This window comes from Staphylococcus sp. HMSC072H03 (genome assembly GCF_001809305.1).
Lineage (GTDB): Bacteria > Bacillota > Bacilli > Staphylococcales > Staphylococcaceae > Staphylococcus > Staphylococcus hominis.
On record NZ_KV796900.1, the window covers coordinates 44,933 to 61,536 of the forward strand.

Genomic DNA, 16,604 nt, shown 5'->3' on the forward strand with positions numbered 1-16,604 from the left:
ATAATAATGGATTCTTTATTTCATATTTACATAGTTTAAAAATTGAATTACAATATTACTAAACGAAACGTATCGTTTAATAATTAAGGTGAGAAGGGTTTCATGTGTTCGGAATATCAATTTCAAGTGCGATACTTCATTTTGTGATTGGAGGTATCGCTGTTGCCTTTGCATCGATTATGGCTGAGAAAGTAGGAGGGAAAATGGGTGGCATTATTGCGACTATGCCGGCAGTCTACCTAGCAGCTATTATTGCTTTAGCCATAGATCATCGAGGAGAACGGCTGATTCAAATGTCGATACATCTTAGTTCAGGAGCTATAATAGGTATTATTTCTTGCATTATTACAGTATTTATTACGTCGATTTATATAAGTAAACGAGATTATAAAAAAGGTACAGCGTTTGCATTTATTTGTTGGTTAGTCATTTCAATTGCTATTTTTGCGGTACGACACATTTCTTAATATTTGGAGGATTTTTTAATGAAATTAACTTTTATCAAATTTCTCGTGGGTGGTTTAGCTGTTATGTTAAGTTATATTATTTCAGTTATGCTACCTTGGAAAGAATTAGGTGGCGTTTTTGCAACATTACCTGCAGTATTTCTTGTTTCTTTATTTATTACTGGTATGCAACATGGGGATGTCGTTGCCAAACATGTTAGTAGAGGTGCAGTTTTTGGTATGACAGGTGTATTATGTAGTATCTTAGCAACATGGGCAATGTTATATTCTACACATGAGTGGTTACTTAGTATTTTGGTTGGTTTTGTTGTATGGTTTATTAGTGCAGTAATTATCTTTGAAATTGTAGAATTTATTTCACGTTTAAGAAGGAGAAAAGATGGCTGGAAGACCGAAAGATCCAACAATCAATGAAAAAATATTTAAAGAAATTGATCAGTTATTAGAAACTACTTATTTTAGAGATATGACAATAGATCAAATTTCTGAAAATACAGGTGTTTCTAAAGCGACGATTTATAGACGTTGGAAAGATAAATCATCTATTATTGTCGATATGTTTGTCAGTCGAATCCACGTTTTTGAAAATGATTATAAAACGATGTACGATGAATTGTATCATTTTCTAATAAGAGTTATGAATATTTATCAAACTCATTTAGGTCGTGCTGTGATTGAAATATTAATTAGTTATCAACAATCTGAAGCACGTGACATATTTATGAAAGGTTATTTTGATAGCAATCGTAAAATATTGAAGACTATTATTTCTAAATATATTGACGAAGCGGACCAAGATTTATTTATTGATTTAATTTTTTCACCGATTTATTTTAATATATTGATTAAACCTAACGTCCTTAATGAAGCTTATATTAAAAAGTTATTAAAAGTAATTTTAGATGCATATAATGTTGAATAGTAAAAATATTGAAACTATAAGAAATTAGAGTATAATTCTTATTCTTATATAACCCGTAGATGATTTTAATCTATGGGTTTTTTATTAATAATCAGTATTATACGATTTCGCTTTCCTAGGGGATAGTTTCAGTTTATGTCAACTCAAAGTCTTTTCATGTTTATTTATGATTAAGGTCTCAATCTTTAATTTGTCCTACCCCTTTAGGAGTTTCATTACCAATACTTTGCTTATATTTGTTCTAAAGATCCTAAAATATTGCAATACACTAAAATGTAAAACATTTTTTACACTAAAACTAAGATAATGTAAAAGAAAATTGATAGATTTTTATTAGAAAAAACGTTTTTATAAATATAGTATTATGATTTTAAAAATTAAATAAAAATAGTTTAATTTATAACGAGGTGAATGAATGGATATCGGTCAACAAATAAGAAAATATCGAGAAAGAGATGAATATTCTCAAGAATACTTAGCGGAAAAATTATATGTTTCTAGACAGACAATATCAAATTGGGAAAATGAAAAGAGTTATCCAGATATTCATAATTTACTAGTAATGTGTGAGTTGTTTGATATCTCACTAGATGATTTAGTTAGAGGAGATTTAAATTCAAATAAACAAGAATCTATAAAAAGAAAAATGAACATTTGGTCGTTAGTTATGATTATTGGATTTACTTTGTCTTCTATACTTATAGGTCCTCTCTTATATTATTTTAATTCATGGGGATTTATAATAATTGCTATTCTTTTTTTAATTAGCTTTTATAGTGGTACTCAAATAGATAAAATTAAATATAAATATAATTTAGATAACTACGATAGAATAGTAGCTTTTATGAATGGTAAAGATCCAAACGAAGTAAAATCTAGTGAAAAAAGGAATATATTTACTAGTATATTATCTTTTATTTTTATAGTGGGTTTATTTTTATGTATGTGTTATTTGAGTATATATTTAACAGAGATATTTTTGAAATATTAATGAAAAAGAAGCTCAATTCATTTTGAGCTTCTTTTTTTAATTCTAATGTTTGTTTTCTTCGTATCTTTTCAAAATATAGCCACCGCCAAGTAAGCCTACCGGCACACCAATAAATGGCGTTGTAATACTACTAGCAACTAATACTATCAGAGCTAACATGATACCATTAAACCAATTTACTTTTAAACTTAATAAGTCGTAATATGCGTGTTGAATCATTTCTTTAATAGTCATTTTAACATTTCCTTTCCATCTATTATTTAAATGGCATCTTTAATGATGCGTTCTGAATGAATGAACGAAATAACTGCAAATATCAGATATACAAGTGAATAGATAACCATGACAATGAAGATAGGTGTCAATGTATAATTACCTATTAACATCATAAATGCGTTTGCTGCAAAAAAGGCATGGAGTAAAGAAACCACTAATGGTAAACCGAAATTGAATATAATCTTTAAAGCTAGTCCTTTTATCATATCTGTATTCGTAAAACCAATACGTCGCAGAATACGATAATGGTTTATTTCATCTTCAGTTTCATCCATTTGTTTAATATAAATAATGCAACCAGCTGCCACTAAAAATGCAAGACCTAAGAAAGAAGTGACAAATATAAGAATGCCATTACTTTCATCAATTGCTTTTTTGTTTTCACTTTTTAAAACTACATTTTGTTTTCCTTTTTTAGCTAATGTTTCAGCTTTTGAAAGATCGCTATGATGCTTAATATTAAAACCATAATGATGTGTAAGTTGATTTTTTGTTTTTAAAGCATTATAGTTATCTGCGCTGATTTTAAGTACTGGTCCACCCAATGAAGCATCCATTGGAATGATTTCATTTAAATCTTTTTTATCTACATAAAATGTCTTTACTTGTTGCCCTTTTAGTTTTAAATCTTTATGGATTTGAACATTAAACATCATTGAAAGTGGACCTTGTAAATTTGTAATTGTAGCGTGATTACCTTTGATATGAGGATCAGCCATAATCGATATACTTTCATTTTGCATTGCGTTACCCGTTTTACTTTTAATTACATCATTTTCAATAATATGGGTATTGGCATTTTCATACGTTTTTTTTGTATATGGTATACCGTGTTGGTTAAGTTGATGTTCAAATTGTTGGGCCATCTTTACTTTAGTAAAGTTAATATCTTGAGGTGACGATGATTGAATATTAAAGTCAGCATTTGCTTTACTAATTGCTCCGAAACACAAGATTGTTACTGTAACTGCTGAAATGACTGTAATAATAGTTAAAGACATCGCATTTTTCTTCATTCTATACATAATCGAAGATGTAAAGACGACATCAGTGATAGAGACACGACCCTGTTTTGATTTTTTTAAAGATTTAAAAATAATTGAAACTGAACTTCTGAAAAATAAATATGCGCCTGCTACAGTTAAGAATAAAATAATAAACGGCGTTAATAAGGCCATCGTTAATTCTTGAAATTTACCAAACATTTCTGTAGACATATAATAACCTAACATCATCATTATGAGTCCAAGAATACCAGCAATACATTCTGGCATGGTGATTTTCGCTTTTACTGCCTCTGTTTTCATACTGTCTTTCATCATAGAAAGTATGGTTCTTCGTTTTAAAAAGATAGCATCTTCTAACATAATTAAAATAAACGCTAACATTAGCATGATTATTGTTTGAATTAAAGCAGCTACTTCAAATCCTATAGATGCATGAATGTGTAAATGCATCAGTTTTATTAATATTGAAAGCAATAATTTTGAACCTAAAATACCAATAATAACGCCAATAATGCCTGTACTAATAAATAAAGTGATTTGTTCGATAGCAAGCATTCTAAGAATGTTACCACGTGTTAGTCCAATGAGTTCGAATAATGCAAATTCGCGTGTGCGACGTTTAATAAATAGATGGTTCGCATACATTAAGAAAATGATAATCGTAATGAATAAAAAAACTGAACCAACTTTTGCACCTTGATTGATTATTTTTGATGAACCATTATTTAAGCTATGTGTGTATTGTAATGTGACAAAACTAAAATATAAGATGATACTTAAGATTAATGAAAAAAGATATAATATATAATGTTTGATATTACCTTTTAAATTCTTTAATGTAATTTGATTAAACGTCATTTGCCACACCACCTAGGGCTGATTGTAATTGAATGATTTCATTATAAAATTTAGATTTTGTTTTACTTTGTTGATGAATGTCTGAATGAATATCGCCATCTTTTAACATAATGACACGTTGTGCAAAACTTGCTGCTGAAGGATCATGGGTAACCATAATAATCGTACTATTAAATTGTTTGTTCATATCTTCTAAGCGATGAAGTAAATCTTGTGCACTTTTTGAATCAAGTGCACCTGTTGGTTCGTCTGCAAAAATGATGGATGGTTGATGTACAAAAGCACGTGCAGCAGCTGTACGTTGTTGTTGACCTCCAGAAATTTCACTAGGATATTTATCACTTAAATCATAAATACCAAGTGCCTCTGTGACGTCTTGATAGTTTTTTTCCATTTCATCTTTTTTCATTTTTTGGACAGATAATGGCAACATAATATTTTCTTTAACTGTTAATGTAGGTAAAACGCTATAATCTTGGAAAATAAAACCAAGTTCTTTCTTACGAAATTGTGCTAATTTTTTATTAGATAACTGGTTTATCTCATTGCCACTGATTTCTACAGTACCGCCTGAAATGCTATCAATTGAACTGATAACATTAAGGAGGGTTGTCTTACCTGAACCAGATGGTCCCATAATTGCAACGAATTCTCCTTTATCGACTGAAAAGTTAATATCGTGTAGTGCTTTAAATTTTTGTTTCGTTCCATAAATTTTTGATACATGATTAACGTTTAAAATAGGCATGATTATCATACTCCTTGTAAGTTTTATAATTTTTCTTTCGCTTTAGTTGGAATGTCTGATTGTTTTACTTCTTTATATGATGTAATTGTGTGAGATTTTTCGCTTACAACTAAGTAATGATGTTGTTTTAATTTTTTAGACGCTGTATAATCAATGTTTTTAGCTTTACCATCTTTGGTGTAACCTGTTTGATTGTAATGGTAGATATAGAAGTCTTTTTCCTTATCAACGACTTCCACTTTTGATGGTTTTTGAGTCTTAACATAATACTCATGCGTTGGTGCTAAGGGATTTAGTTTATTCCAATCATTGATAGAACGATTGTTAGGATGTTGGTCTGAATATGCGTTTAATCCAAATAAACCACCTATAATGACTACAATAATGACAAGAATAGTTAATATGATTCTTAATAATAATTTCAATCTCATCACTCCTTATCTCTATTACACTTCTTATTTTAAAAGGGTGAATGAAGCGGTGCCTTTATCTAACCTTACAAAGTAAGAGGTGTATCTTACGAATGTGAAAGATTTAAATAAAAATCAGTCGTAAGAAGAATGAAACGTGTTTGAAAAGTATGTATGATAGAGTAGAAGTAATCGAGAATAAGAAAAGATGATAGGCGGGATGAAATGTGAAACGAGAAATCATGGAGTGGGTTATATCCATTGTAGTGGGGCTACTGGTTGTTATTGTAGTAACAAAGTTTATTGGCGAATCTTATACAGTATCTGGATCTTCAATGCATCCAACGTTTCAAGATCGCAATAAAGTGATTGTAAGTAAAATTTCTAAATCTATGAATCACATTGATAATGGTGATGTCGTTGTATTTCATGAAGATTCAAAACGTGATTTTATTAAACGTGTGATTGGCACACCAGGGGATACAGTAGAATATAAGGGAGACCAATTATATGTAAATAATAAAAAAGTGTCTGAACCGTATTTAGATTACAATAAGAAACATAAACAAGGTCAATATTTAACAGGCTCATTTAAATCAAGTCAAATTAAAGGTTCAAATGGTGAAATGAAACTTCCTAAAGATAAATATTTAGTTTTAGGAGATAATAGACAAAATAGTATAGATAGCCGATTTGATGTTGTAGGTCTAGTAGATAAAAAACAACTTGTAGGTAAAGTCGTTTGGAGATATTGGCCATTTAATGAATGGAAAACTAACTTCAATCCAGGAACATTTTAAAAATAAAGTCACAACGAATGTCTTCAATTCGCTGTGACCTTTTATTTTATAGTAGAGTTTTTATCCTATACAAACTACAAGAGTAGTTAGAATTTATTTTGAATTTGTCGTCTCCAAAAAGAGGACTAAGCTTGAAAAAAGCTTGTGACAAATGCATTTTTCAATTCAATCATCGACTACTAATATATATAAAACCGGAGACATTTAATGATGTCTCCGGTTCTGTCTTATTTCATTTTAGATTGTTGGTTTGTGTTATGTTTAATATAGTCCTTTTTACGTTGATGATCAGGTTGTAAGGTTAAACCTAAGAGTTTTCTTTCTTGATTTGCATCTTTGAAAAATGAAATCATCATTAAAATAACAACAAAACTAAATGGTAATGCTGAAATAATAGCAGCTGATTGCAGAGCATCTAGACCTGTCGATCCACCAGATAGTAAAAGTACGTAGGCAATCGCTGATAACATGACGCCCCAAACAATCTTAACAAAACCGGATGGATTTAAACGACCAAATGATGTTTGCATACCTAATACAAATGTAGCTGAGTCTGCGGATGTAATAAAGAATGAGCCTACTAAGATAATAGCGATAAACGATAAAATTGCACCCATAGGCATCTCATTGAAAATACCAAATAATTGTGTTTCAGGTGGCATACTAAAGATATGTTTAGATTGCTTACCAATTTCAATACCAGTAATACCGAAGGCTGTAAACCATAGCATACTAATAATTGTAGGAACGCCTAATACTGCGATAACGAATTCACGAATCGAACGACCTTTTGAAATACGGGCAATGAAGATACCTACAAATGGTGACCAACTCATCCACCAGCCCCAATAATAAATAGTCCATGACTGTAACCATTCATGTTTTTGTGAGTTAAGTGGAGCAACATCAAAGCTATTAAAAATAAGTGTATTCAAATATTCACCAATTGAGGATGTAAACATATTCATAATTAAAATTGTAGGACCTACAATTAGAATAATAATAAGTAACATCGCAGCTAAAAGCATATTTAAATTACTTAAATACTGAATACCTTTGCTTAAACCACTCCAAGCACTAATTAAGAATAAAACTGTAACAATAAGAATAATAATGCCTTGAATAAGTTTATTGTTTGGCACTCCAAATAAATAATTTAAACCACCGTTAATTTGCATGGCGCCAACACCAAGTGACACTGCAACCCCAATAATAGTAGCAAAAACGGCTAAAACATCTACAACAGTACCTAATGGACCTTCTACTTTATTTCCGAAAATAGGACGTAATGTACGAGAAATGAGTCCTAAGTCATTTTTTCTAAACTGTGTATATGCAAGAGCTAATGCAACAATACCGTAAACTGCCCAAGGATGTAGTCCATAATGTAAGAAACTTGAACGCATGGCTTCAGCTAGAGCAGCTTCTGTTTCTTTACTCGCTGTTGGTGGCGATAGATAATGTGAAATGGGCTCAGAAGATCCATAGAATACAAGTCCAATACCCATACCTGCACTAAATAGCATTGTTAACCATGAAATGGTATTAAATTCTGGTTTATCATCAGGTTTTCCTAACTTAAGCTTTCCAATTGGATGAAAAATAAGTGTGATACAAAATATCAGAATAATGCTAATAAGTAGCATATAGTACCAACCAAACGTTTCTGTAATAAAACTTCCGATTGCTCCAGAAATTGAACCAAATTGATTAGGGAAGATGGCTCCAATAATTACCAGTAACCCTACAATAACTGAAGCAAAAATAAATACATTTGAAAACTGTTTAGATTTGTTTTCCATGTATTTAACTCCTTTCAAATTTAATAAAACAGATGTATAAAAGCTTAACATATATCGTTAAAAGAATAATGAATAAGTTTAAAATTTTACAAATATTTAATAAGTTTATGTTTTTAATGTATGTAATTATGTTATTATACTTATAATTTATCGAATATTTTGAAAATATAGGAGGTTTTAATTATGTTTGGATATCAAATTAATGACCACTTAAAATTAAAAATATTAGAAGAACGAGAAGCGGATCAACTTTTTAAATTAGTAGATAGTAATCGTGAGTATCTAGCGGAGTTCTTGCCATTTGTAGCATACACAACTGAGGTTGAACACAGTAAGAAGTTTATTCAGTCGGCCTTACAACAATTTGCGCGTGGAGATGGATTTCCATATCCTCTTTAGTAGCGGTTTTTTTCTTTAAGGTTCATTAATAATTATATAAGCGGGTGGGATAGTTATGATCTTTGGTTATCAAATAGATAAAGATATTAAATTAAAGATATTAGAAGAACGAGAAGCAGGGCAGTTATTTAAATTAGTAGATAGTAACCGCAAATATCTAGCGGAATTTTTACCTTTTGTTGAACATACAAAGAGGGTAGAAGATAGTCAACACTTTATCCACTCAGCTTTACAACAATTTATCGATGGTAATGGGTTTCATTGTGGAATATGGAGTGATAAAAAACTGATTGGTGTTATTGGATTACATTATTTAGACTTAGTTAATAAACGTACCTCAATTGGTTATTATTTAGCTGAAGATTTCCAGAAGAAAGGCATCATGACTAGATGCACTAAAGCACTTATTCAATATGTATATGAAGAATATGATATTAATCGAATCGAAATACAAATGTCTATTAAAAATAAGGGGTCTTCGGAATATATAGTGGAATTACTTTCTTAATAGTTTAAAAACAACTGGTGTTTAAATCGGATTTTCTGGCGGGATGTTAGGATAATCAATAGTATTATATAAAAGTATCAATCACATACGAGTGATACTTTGGGAAAAAAATAAAATAGTCCAATTTACTTGACCGTGTACTATGGTACACGGTTTATAATATTCATGGGGTGAAATAAGATGATTTATCGCATTAGTGAGTTTGCAGATAAATGTGGAGTTAATAAAGAAACGATCAGATATTACGAGCGAAAAAATTTATTACAAGAACCTCACCGAACGGAAGCTGGTTATCGGATATATTCGTATGATGACGTTAAGCGTGTTGGGTTTATTAAACGAATACAGGAACTTGGTTTTTCTTTAAGCGAGATTTATAAATTACTTGGTGTTGTAGATAAAGATGAAGTTCGTTGTCAAGATATGTTCGAATTTGTTTCTAAAAAACAAAAGGAAGTGCAAAAACAAATAGAGGATTTAAAACGAATTGAAACTATGTTAGACGACTTAAAACAACGATGTCCAGATGAAAAGCAATTACATTCGTGTCCAATAATAGAAACATTAACATGAGAGATTAATTAACGAAAGGAGCTTTTTTATGAATAAATTTAAGGTAAACATTTCAGGAATGACTTGTACGGGTTGTGAAAAACACGTAGAATCAGCACTTGAAAAGATAGGTGCTAAAAATATTGAGTCTAGTTATCGTCGTGGTGAAGCAGTATTTGAACTGCCCGATGATATTGAGGTTGAAAGTGCAATAAAGGCGATTGATGAAGCAAATTACCAAGCCGGAGAAATTGAAGAAGTATCATCACTAGAAAACGTGGCGTTAATTAATGAAGACAATTATGACCTTCTTATTATTGGTTCTGGTGCTGCTGCCTTTTCTTCGGCAATTAAAGCTATAGAATACGGTGCAAAAGTTGGAATGATTGAGCGTGGAACGGTTGGGGGAACCTGTGTGAATATTGGCTGTGTTCCGTCAAAAACTCTTCTTAGGGCAGGGGAAATCAATCATTTATCAAAAGACAATCCGTTTATAGGTTTACAAACATCCGCTGGAGAAGTGGATTTAGCTAGTTTAATCACGCAAAAGGATAAATTGGTGAGCGAACTTCGGAATCAAAAATATATGGATTTAATTGATGAATACAATTTTGATTTAATTAAAGGTGAAGCAAAATTCGTTGATGCTAGTACGGTTGAGGTCAATGGGGCAAAGTTATCTGCAAAACGCTTTTTAATTGCAACAGGTGCATCGCCTTCGTTGCCCCAAATTTCGGGACTTGAAAAAATGGACTATTTAACTAGTACAACACTTCTTGAGTTAAAGAAAATACCAAAACGATTAACTGTAATTGGTTCAGGATACATTGGAATGGAGCTTGGACAACTATTTCATCATTTAGGTTCAGAAATAACGCTTATGCAAAGAAGTGAGCGACTTTTAAAGGAGTATGATCCTGAGATTTCAGAGTCAGTTGAAAAAGCGTTAATTGAACAGGGTATAAACCTTGTCAAAGGGGCAACTTTTGAGTGTGTTGAACAAAGTGGAGAGATAAAAAGGGTTTACGTAACAGTAAATGGCAGTAGAGAAGTCATTGAATCAGATCAGTTACTTGTTGCCACTGGAAGAAAACCAAATACGGATTCTTTAAATTTAAGTGCAGCAGGTGTTGAAACTGGAAAAAATAATGAAATCCTGATCAATGATTTTGGTCAAACAAGTAATGAAAAGATTTATGCAGCAGGAGATGTGACTTTAGGACCACAATTTGTATATGTAGCAGCCTATGAAGGTGGAATTATTACTGATAATGCTATTGGTGGATTAAACAAAAAAATAGATTTATCGGTAGTTCCTGCTGTTACGTTTACGAATCCGACGGTTGCAACGGTTGGTTTAACAGAAGAACAAGCAAAAGAGAAAGGGTATGATGTGAAGACATCTGTATTACCTTTAGATGCTGTTCCAAGAGCAATTGTAAACCGTGAAACAACCGGTGTATTTAAACTAGTAGCAGATGCAGAAACACTAAAAGTATTAGGGGTTCATATTGTATCTGAGAATGCAGGAGATGTCATCTATGCTGCATCATTAGCTGTTAAATTTGGCTTAACGATAGAAGATTTAACAGAAACCCTAGCACCATATTTAACAATGGCTGAAGGGCTAAAATTAGCTGCACTTACGTTCGATAAAGATATTTCGAAATTATCTTGTTGTGCAGGCTAAGGGAACTTTTTTACAACTCCCTATTCAAGTGAACCAGCTAATGCTTTAAGGGATTTTCTAAGTGCATTTGTGGTCACAAAAATAATTTAACACTGATGATTTCGACATCAAATCTATAATTGATACCTTAACACCGCAGAGTAATAAAGGATGAATAATATGTCAGACTTATTACCCCCACCAGACATTAAAACAATAGAACCGCCACAAGAAAATGAAACCGATATGATGTTTAAAGTTGAAGCAGTTGGACCACCTGAACGTTGTCCTGAATGTGGTTTTGACAAGTTGTACAAACACAGTTCAAGAAATCAACTAATTATGGATTTGCCCATTCGTTTAAAGCGAGTGGGCTTACAATTGAACCGTAGACGATACAAGTGTCGTGAATGCGGATCTACCTTCTGGGAACGCCTAATATCTGTAGATGAAAAGCGTAGTATGACCAAAAGGCTTTTAAAGTCCATTCAAGAGCAATCCATGTCTAAGACCTTTGTAGAAGTCGCAGAAAGCGTTGGTGTTGACGAGAAAACCATTAGGAACGTTTTTAAGGACTATGTGGCACTCAAAGAACGTGAATACCAGTTTGAAACTCCTAAGTGGCTTGGGATAGACGAGATACATATTATCCGTAGACCTCGGCTTGTATTGACTAATATTGAACGCAGGACTATTTATGACATCAAGCCTAACCGTAACAAGGAAACATTCATCCAACGTCTTTCAGAAATCAGTGACAGGACTTACATTGAGTACGTCACAATGGATATGTGGAAGCCTTACAAAGACGCAGTGAACACTATCCTTCCACACGCTAAAGTTGTCGTAGATAAGTTTCATGTAGTTAGAATGGCTAATCAAGCCTTAGATAACGTCAGAAAGTCTTTGAAAGCCCATATGAGCCAAAAAGAAAGACGTACCCTTATGCGTGAAAGGTTTATCCTTCTAAAGCGTAAACACGATCTAAATGAACGTGAATCATTCCTCTTAGATACTTGGTTAGGTAATCTTCCTGCTTTAAAAGAAGCCTATGAACTCAAAGAAGAGTTTTACTGGATATGGGATACTCCTGATCCAGATGAAGGTCATCTTCGTTATAGTCAATGGAGACACCGTTGTATGTCCAGCAACTCTAAAGACGCATATAAAGACCTCGTGAGAGCCGTAGACAACTGGCATGTCGAAATATTCAACTACTTTGATAAAAGGCTCACTAATGCTTATACGGAGTCAATTAACAGCATTATTAGGCAGGTAGAGCGAATGGGTAGAGGTTACTCGTTTGATGCCTTACGAGCCAAAATCCTTTTCAATGAGAAGCTCCATAAAAAGCGTAAGCCACGATTTAATTCAAGTGCTTTCAATAAAGCTATGTTATACGATACTTTCAATTGGTATGAAGTGAATGACCACGACATTACAGACAACTTTGGTGTCGATTTTCCACACTTATTAAGAATTTGGAGAAGGGTGATTTATAAGCCCTTTTCCACCATAAAATCCGAATACCCAAAATAAGAAAAGCCGAGCTATACCAATAAGACTTGGATTCACACAAGAGGGTATATTGAGAAGTGATGAATGTTTACAAGGGGAATTCTCAGATAGTTATGTGTATAGCTTGTTGAGAAAAGAATATGAAAGTCAAATTTAAAGATGAGAAATTATTTAAAATTAATAATAGCTTTTAATTATTTAATTATCTACTTGACAGAAAGCGTTTTAAATGAGCGTTTCTTATATTTTAATACAAAGGTAATCAATAATTAAAATGGAAAAATACACTTATATTAAGTTTTCGCTTCTACTCTTATACAATCAATACAAAAGGTTAAAAATTTAAGTTCAATTTGATTTAAGTTCTGGAACTAAAACTTTCATAAAGGAGGTTTACATTCAATATAAATTAGGTTATATACATAGTTGAGATAGAAAGAAGAAAGCATTTTGAATTCTTTATCTTACTCTTAACTTTATACATTTTTTAAGTGTAATCATTTTGAATATAGTTAAAGAGATTAGAACGTAAAACTTTTTTTAAAATAATTTATATAATATAATAATTTCTATCTATTTAAGAGTAATATGTAAACAATATTGATTTTAATTGAAAGAAGGTGAATTGGTGGCAAGGAAATCTAAGAAACAGTATATTTTAGAATCTGCAGCTAATATAGTAAATAGACAAGGTACTGACTATTTAACATTAGATGCAGTAGCAAAAGAAGCAGGTATAAGCAAGGGTGGTTTGCTTTATCATGTTAAAAATAGAGAAGGTTTAATAAAAGAGCTTGTCAATTATGCTAATGAATTATATCGAGAAAATGTAAATAGCCATATTGATAATACACATTGTAAACAAGGACAATGGTTAAATGCGTTTATTGAAGCAACGAAAGAACATCGTGTTGAAAATGCGCCTATTACTTCTGCAATGCTTGCTGCACAAGGTTCAAATAAAGCGCTACTCTTACCATTAAAATCTTTATATGAAGATTGGCAATCTCAAATTGTTAATGACGGTCTAGATGAAGTAGATGCAACAATCATTAGGTTAGCCGTTGATGGTTTATGGTTATCAGAAGTTTTTGGAATAAGTGCAGTTGACGAAGCAATGCGTGAAAAAGTAATAAATCGGTTAAAAGAAAAAGTAGAAGTAGGTATTAATAAAGAAAAAAAATAAATTTTCAGGTTTTAAGCTGTTAGGTGAGAATGAAACTTTTCAGCTTATTTTTTATGTCATGGTTGAAACTTTACCGACCAGTTGGTATAGTTTATAACGTATTTAAAATATAAAGGAGTGCTTACCTTGAAAAAAGTGGTATTAACTGCAGCAATTACAGGCGCTGGAGATACAATTGACAAAAATGAAAATGTTCCAGTAACACCTCAAGAACTTGCTGATTCAGCAATTAAGTGTGCAAAAGCTGGAGCAACAGTAGCACATATTCATGTTAGAGACCCTAAAACAGGTGGGGTGAGTCATGATCCAGAACTATATAGTGAAACCGTAAGACTCATTAGAGAGGCAGACGAAGATATTATTATTAATGTAACAGCTGGTGGCGGTGGCGACTTTATCCCAAGTCAACAACACCCAGAAACAGGCGGTGAAGGAACCTGGATTCAAACACCAAAAGAGCGTCATAGACCAGTAGGAGACACATTACCAGAAATGTGTACGCTTGATTGTGGCAGCGTTAATATGGGAGATTCGATATATATTAGTCCCGCTTCATGGCTGAGAGAACAAGCACAAATGATTAAAGATGCAGGTGTACAACCTGAGCTTGAATGTTTTGATACAGGTCATGTCAGTTTTGCAAAGCAACTTGTTGATGAAGGTTTAGTCGAACAACCTATGTTCCAGTTTTGTTTAGGTATACCTTGGGGTGCTGAAAATGATGCTCAGACGTTAGACTATCTTATTTCAAGAATCCCTGAAGGTGCGCAATGGTCTGCATTTGGTATTGGTAGAATGCAATTACCAACAGTTAGAGAAGTTGCTAAACGTGGTGGAAATATTCGTGTTGGTCTTGAAGATAACCTGTATATTTCAAAAGGTGTTAAAGCAACAAATGAAGCATTAGTTGAAGAAGCTAAAAAAATAATGAAAGAATATGATTTAATACCATTAACACCTGCAGAAGCAAGAGAAAAATTTAATCTTAAAAATAATAAAGGAGATAAATAATGAAGTTTGCAGTAGTTGGAACAGGCGTGATTGGTAGCGGATGGATAACAAGAATACTCGCCCACGGCCACGAAGTTATTGCTACAGATCCTAGTGATGGTGCCTATGAAAGAATGCTAACACAAGTTAAACAAAACTGGCCTTATGCTAAAGAAATGGGATTATCTGAGGGAGCATCGTTGGATAATTTAAGCTTTACTACTGATTTAAAATCGGCAGTTAAGGATGCAGATCTTATTCAAGAAAACGTTCCTGAAGTAGAATCGATTAAAGATGCTGTTTTAAAAGAAATCGATTTTTATGCGAAACCGTCTGCCATTATCGGTTCAAGTACCTCTGGTATTATGCCAACTGAGTTACAAAAGAATTTAAAACACCCTGAACGTTTAGTAGTAGCACATCCTTTTCACCCAGTATATATTTTACCTCTTGTTGAAATTGTACCAGGTCAAAACACCTCAGAAGAGACAGTTATTAAGGCTGAAGAAGTTTATGAGAGTATTGGTATGGATGTGCTTCATGTGCGAAATGAAATTGAAGGACATATTGCAGATCGTCTAATGGAAGCATTATGGAGAGAATCATTACATATTGTTAATGATGGTATTGCAACAACAGAAGAAGTAGATAAAGCATTTACGCATGCAGCTGGTTTACGTTATGCTCAATATGGACCATTTATGACATTCCATCTTGCAGGTGGAGAAGGTGGCATGAGACATATGCTTAAACAATTTGGTCCTGCATTGAAAAAACCATGGACTAAGTTAGTTGCACCCGAATTGACAGAGGATCTTTATGAAAAAGTGGTACGCGGTAGTGAAGCGACTTCACAAGGATATACAATGTCAGAACTTGATCGAAAACGTAATGAATTCCTTATTAAAGTAAAACAACTCGCAGAAGAATACTGGCCTAAAGATACAGCATCAATGAAAAAATCTAAGCAACATCAGAAGGTGTAAAGCTATGACAGCTCAGTTTGTTTATCATACTGATGTAAAATCATCTTGGGTTGATTACAATGGACACATGAATGATGCTGAATATAATCGTGTGTTTAGTGATGCAACTGATGCTTGGTTAGCATACATTGGACTTGATCAAGAAGGAATTCAATCGTTACACTATACCATTTTTACATTAGAAAATCATATAACATTTTTGAAAGAAATGAAGAAATATGAACCTATTGAAGTAAGAGTGAGTTTATATGATTATGATAGTAAGAGACTTCATATCTTTATGGAAATGTTAAATGATGACATGGTATGTAGCGCAGTATATGAAGTTATGCTAATGGGAATAGATACAGTCACAAACCGACCGGCTCCATTTCCTAAAAGTATTACAGAATCTATAGTAGCGTATTTTAACCAAACTTCTGATGTAAATGTGCCTAAACAATTAGGCCATCAAATCGGAATTAGTAGAAACAAATAAAGTTTGTATTGATAATCGAATGCTTGAAATATTGAGG

At 32.4% G+C, this 16,604-nt stretch carries 16 protein-coding genes and 4 pseudogenes; 15 read left to right on the forward strand and 5 right to left on the reverse strand.

What is annotated here, in order from left to right; translation table 11 throughout:
• Positions 1–104 precede the first annotated feature (104 nt).
• From HMPREF2578_RS08150 to HMPREF2578_RS08165, 4 genes are all read left to right on the forward strand, one after another.
• The gene (locus HMPREF2578_RS08150) at positions 105–467 is read left to right on the forward strand and encodes a DUF3147 family protein (protein WP_017175628.1); all 363 of its coding nucleotides are present in this window, start codon (positions 105–107) and stop codon (positions 465–467) included.
• Positions 468–485: 18 nt separating this feature from the next.
• On the forward strand, positions 486–881 hold the full coding sequence (locus HMPREF2578_RS08155; protein ID WP_017175629.1) for a DUF3147 family protein: 396 nt from the start codon (positions 486–488) through the stop codon (positions 879–881).
• On the forward strand, positions 847–1,389 hold the full coding sequence (locus HMPREF2578_RS08160) for a TetR/AcrR family transcriptional regulator (protein WP_017175630.1): 543 nt from the start codon (positions 847–849) through the stop codon (positions 1,387–1,389). The genes HMPREF2578_RS08155 and HMPREF2578_RS08160 overlap by 35 nt, the downstream gene beginning before the upstream one ends.
• Before the next feature lie 415 nt (positions 1,390–1,804).
• Entirely contained in the window at positions 1,805–2,380 is a 576-nt protein-coding gene (locus HMPREF2578_RS08165) for a helix-turn-helix transcriptional regulator (protein WP_017175631.1), read from the forward strand.
• A 42-nt stretch (positions 2,381–2,422) separates the two neighbouring features.
• Here the strand turns inward: HMPREF2578_RS08165 and HMPREF2578_RS08170 are convergent, their stop codons facing one another.
• From HMPREF2578_RS08170 to HMPREF2578_RS08185, 4 genes are read right to left on the reverse strand one after another with little or no spacing between them, the layout of a single operon-like run.
• Positions 2,423–2,614, reverse strand: coding sequence for a VraH family peptide resistance protein (locus HMPREF2578_RS08170; RefSeq protein ID WP_017175632.1), 192 nt, complete (start codon positions 2,612–2,614; stop codon positions 2,423–2,425).
• A 26-nt stretch (positions 2,615–2,640) separates the two neighbouring features.
• Entirely contained in the window at positions 2,641–4,521 is a 1,881-nt protein-coding gene (locus HMPREF2578_RS08175; RefSeq protein ID WP_017175633.1) for an FtsX-like permease family protein, read from the reverse strand.
• Positions 4,511–5,269 (reverse strand): ABC transporter ATP-binding protein, encoded by a 759-nt coding sequence (locus tag HMPREF2578_RS08180; protein ID WP_017175634.1) that lies wholly within the window; start codon positions 5,267–5,269, stop codon positions 4,511–4,513. The genes HMPREF2578_RS08175 and HMPREF2578_RS08180 overlap by 11 nt, the downstream gene beginning before the upstream one ends.
• Before the next feature lie 23 nt (positions 5,270–5,292).
• On the reverse strand, positions 5,293–5,700 hold the full coding sequence (locus HMPREF2578_RS08185) for a YxeA family protein (RefSeq protein ID WP_037541632.1): 408 nt from the start codon (positions 5,698–5,700) through the stop codon (positions 5,293–5,295).
• A 206-nt stretch (positions 5,701–5,906) separates the two neighbouring features.
• On the opposite strand from HMPREF2578_RS08185, the gene lepB reads away from it, so the two are divergent.
• Complete coding sequence (gene lepB, locus HMPREF2578_RS08190) at positions 5,907–6,479, forward strand: signal peptidase I (RefSeq protein WP_017175636.1); 573 nt, start codon at positions 5,907–5,909, stop codon at positions 6,477–6,479.
• Positions 6,480–6,706: 227 nt separating this feature from the next.
• On the opposite strand, the gene HMPREF2578_RS08195 is transcribed toward lepB, so the two are convergent.
• Positions 6,707–8,281, reverse strand: a complete 1,575-nt coding sequence (locus HMPREF2578_RS08195; RefSeq protein ID WP_017175637.1) for a BCCT family transporter — start codon at positions 8,279–8,281, stop codon at positions 6,707–6,709.
• A 183-nt stretch (positions 8,282–8,464) separates the two neighbouring features.
• Here HMPREF2578_RS08195 and HMPREF2578_RS08200 point away from each other — a divergent pair.
• The 10 genes and pseudogenes from HMPREF2578_RS08200 to HMPREF2578_RS08240 form a co-directional block, all read left to right on the forward strand.
• Positions 8,465–8,650, forward strand: a pseudogene (locus HMPREF2578_RS08200) (RimJ/RimL family protein N-acetyltransferase); the annotation flags it as partial.
• Between the two features lie 88 nt (positions 8,651–8,738).
• Positions 8,739–9,179, forward strand: a pseudogene (locus HMPREF2578_RS08205) (GNAT family N-acetyltransferase); the annotation flags it as partial.
• A gap of 189 nt (positions 9,180–9,368) precedes the next feature.
• A complete protein-coding gene (merR, locus tag HMPREF2578_RS08210; RefSeq protein WP_001863748.1) occupies positions 9,369–9,761 on the forward strand; it encodes an Hg(II)-responsive transcriptional regulator in 393 nt (130 codons plus the stop codon).
• A 28-nt stretch (positions 9,762–9,789) separates the two neighbouring features.
• Positions 9,790–11,430 carry a mercury(II) reductase gene (gene merA, locus HMPREF2578_RS08215; protein ID WP_017175640.1) on the forward strand — a complete coding sequence of 547 codons (1,641 nt, stop codon included), beginning with the start codon at positions 9,790–9,792 and terminating at the stop codon, positions 11,428–11,430.
• A 159-nt stretch (positions 11,431–11,589) separates the two neighbouring features.
• A pseudogene (locus HMPREF2578_RS08220) lies at positions 11,590–12,911 on the forward strand (ISL3 family transposase).
• Between the two features lie 23 nt (positions 12,912–12,934).
• Positions 12,935–13,084, forward strand: a pseudogene (locus HMPREF2578_RS11055) (GNAT family N-acetyltransferase); the annotation flags it as partial.
• A gap of 471 nt (positions 13,085–13,555) precedes the next feature.
• Positions 13,556–14,113, forward strand: a complete 558-nt coding sequence (locus tag HMPREF2578_RS08225; protein ID WP_017175641.1) for a TetR/AcrR family transcriptional regulator — start codon at positions 13,556–13,558, stop codon at positions 14,111–14,113.
• Between the two features lie 126 nt (positions 14,114–14,239).
• Positions 14,240–15,124 carry a beta-keto acid cleavage family enzyme gene (locus HMPREF2578_RS08230; RefSeq protein WP_017175642.1) on the forward strand — a complete coding sequence of 295 codons (885 nt, stop codon included), beginning with the start codon at positions 14,240–14,242 and terminating at the stop codon, positions 15,122–15,124.
• Positions 15,124–16,089, forward strand: coding sequence for a 3-hydroxyacyl-CoA dehydrogenase NAD-binding domain-containing protein (locus tag HMPREF2578_RS08235; protein ID WP_017175643.1), 966 nt, complete (start codon positions 15,124–15,126; stop codon positions 16,087–16,089). The genes HMPREF2578_RS08230 and HMPREF2578_RS08235 overlap by 1 nt, the downstream gene beginning before the upstream one ends.
• 4 nt (positions 16,090–16,093) lie before the next feature.
• Positions 16,094–16,567 carry a thioesterase family protein gene (locus HMPREF2578_RS08240; RefSeq protein ID WP_017175644.1) on the forward strand — a complete coding sequence of 158 codons (474 nt, stop codon included), beginning with the start codon at positions 16,094–16,096 and terminating at the stop codon, positions 16,565–16,567.
• Positions 16,568–16,604 lie beyond the last annotated feature (37 nt).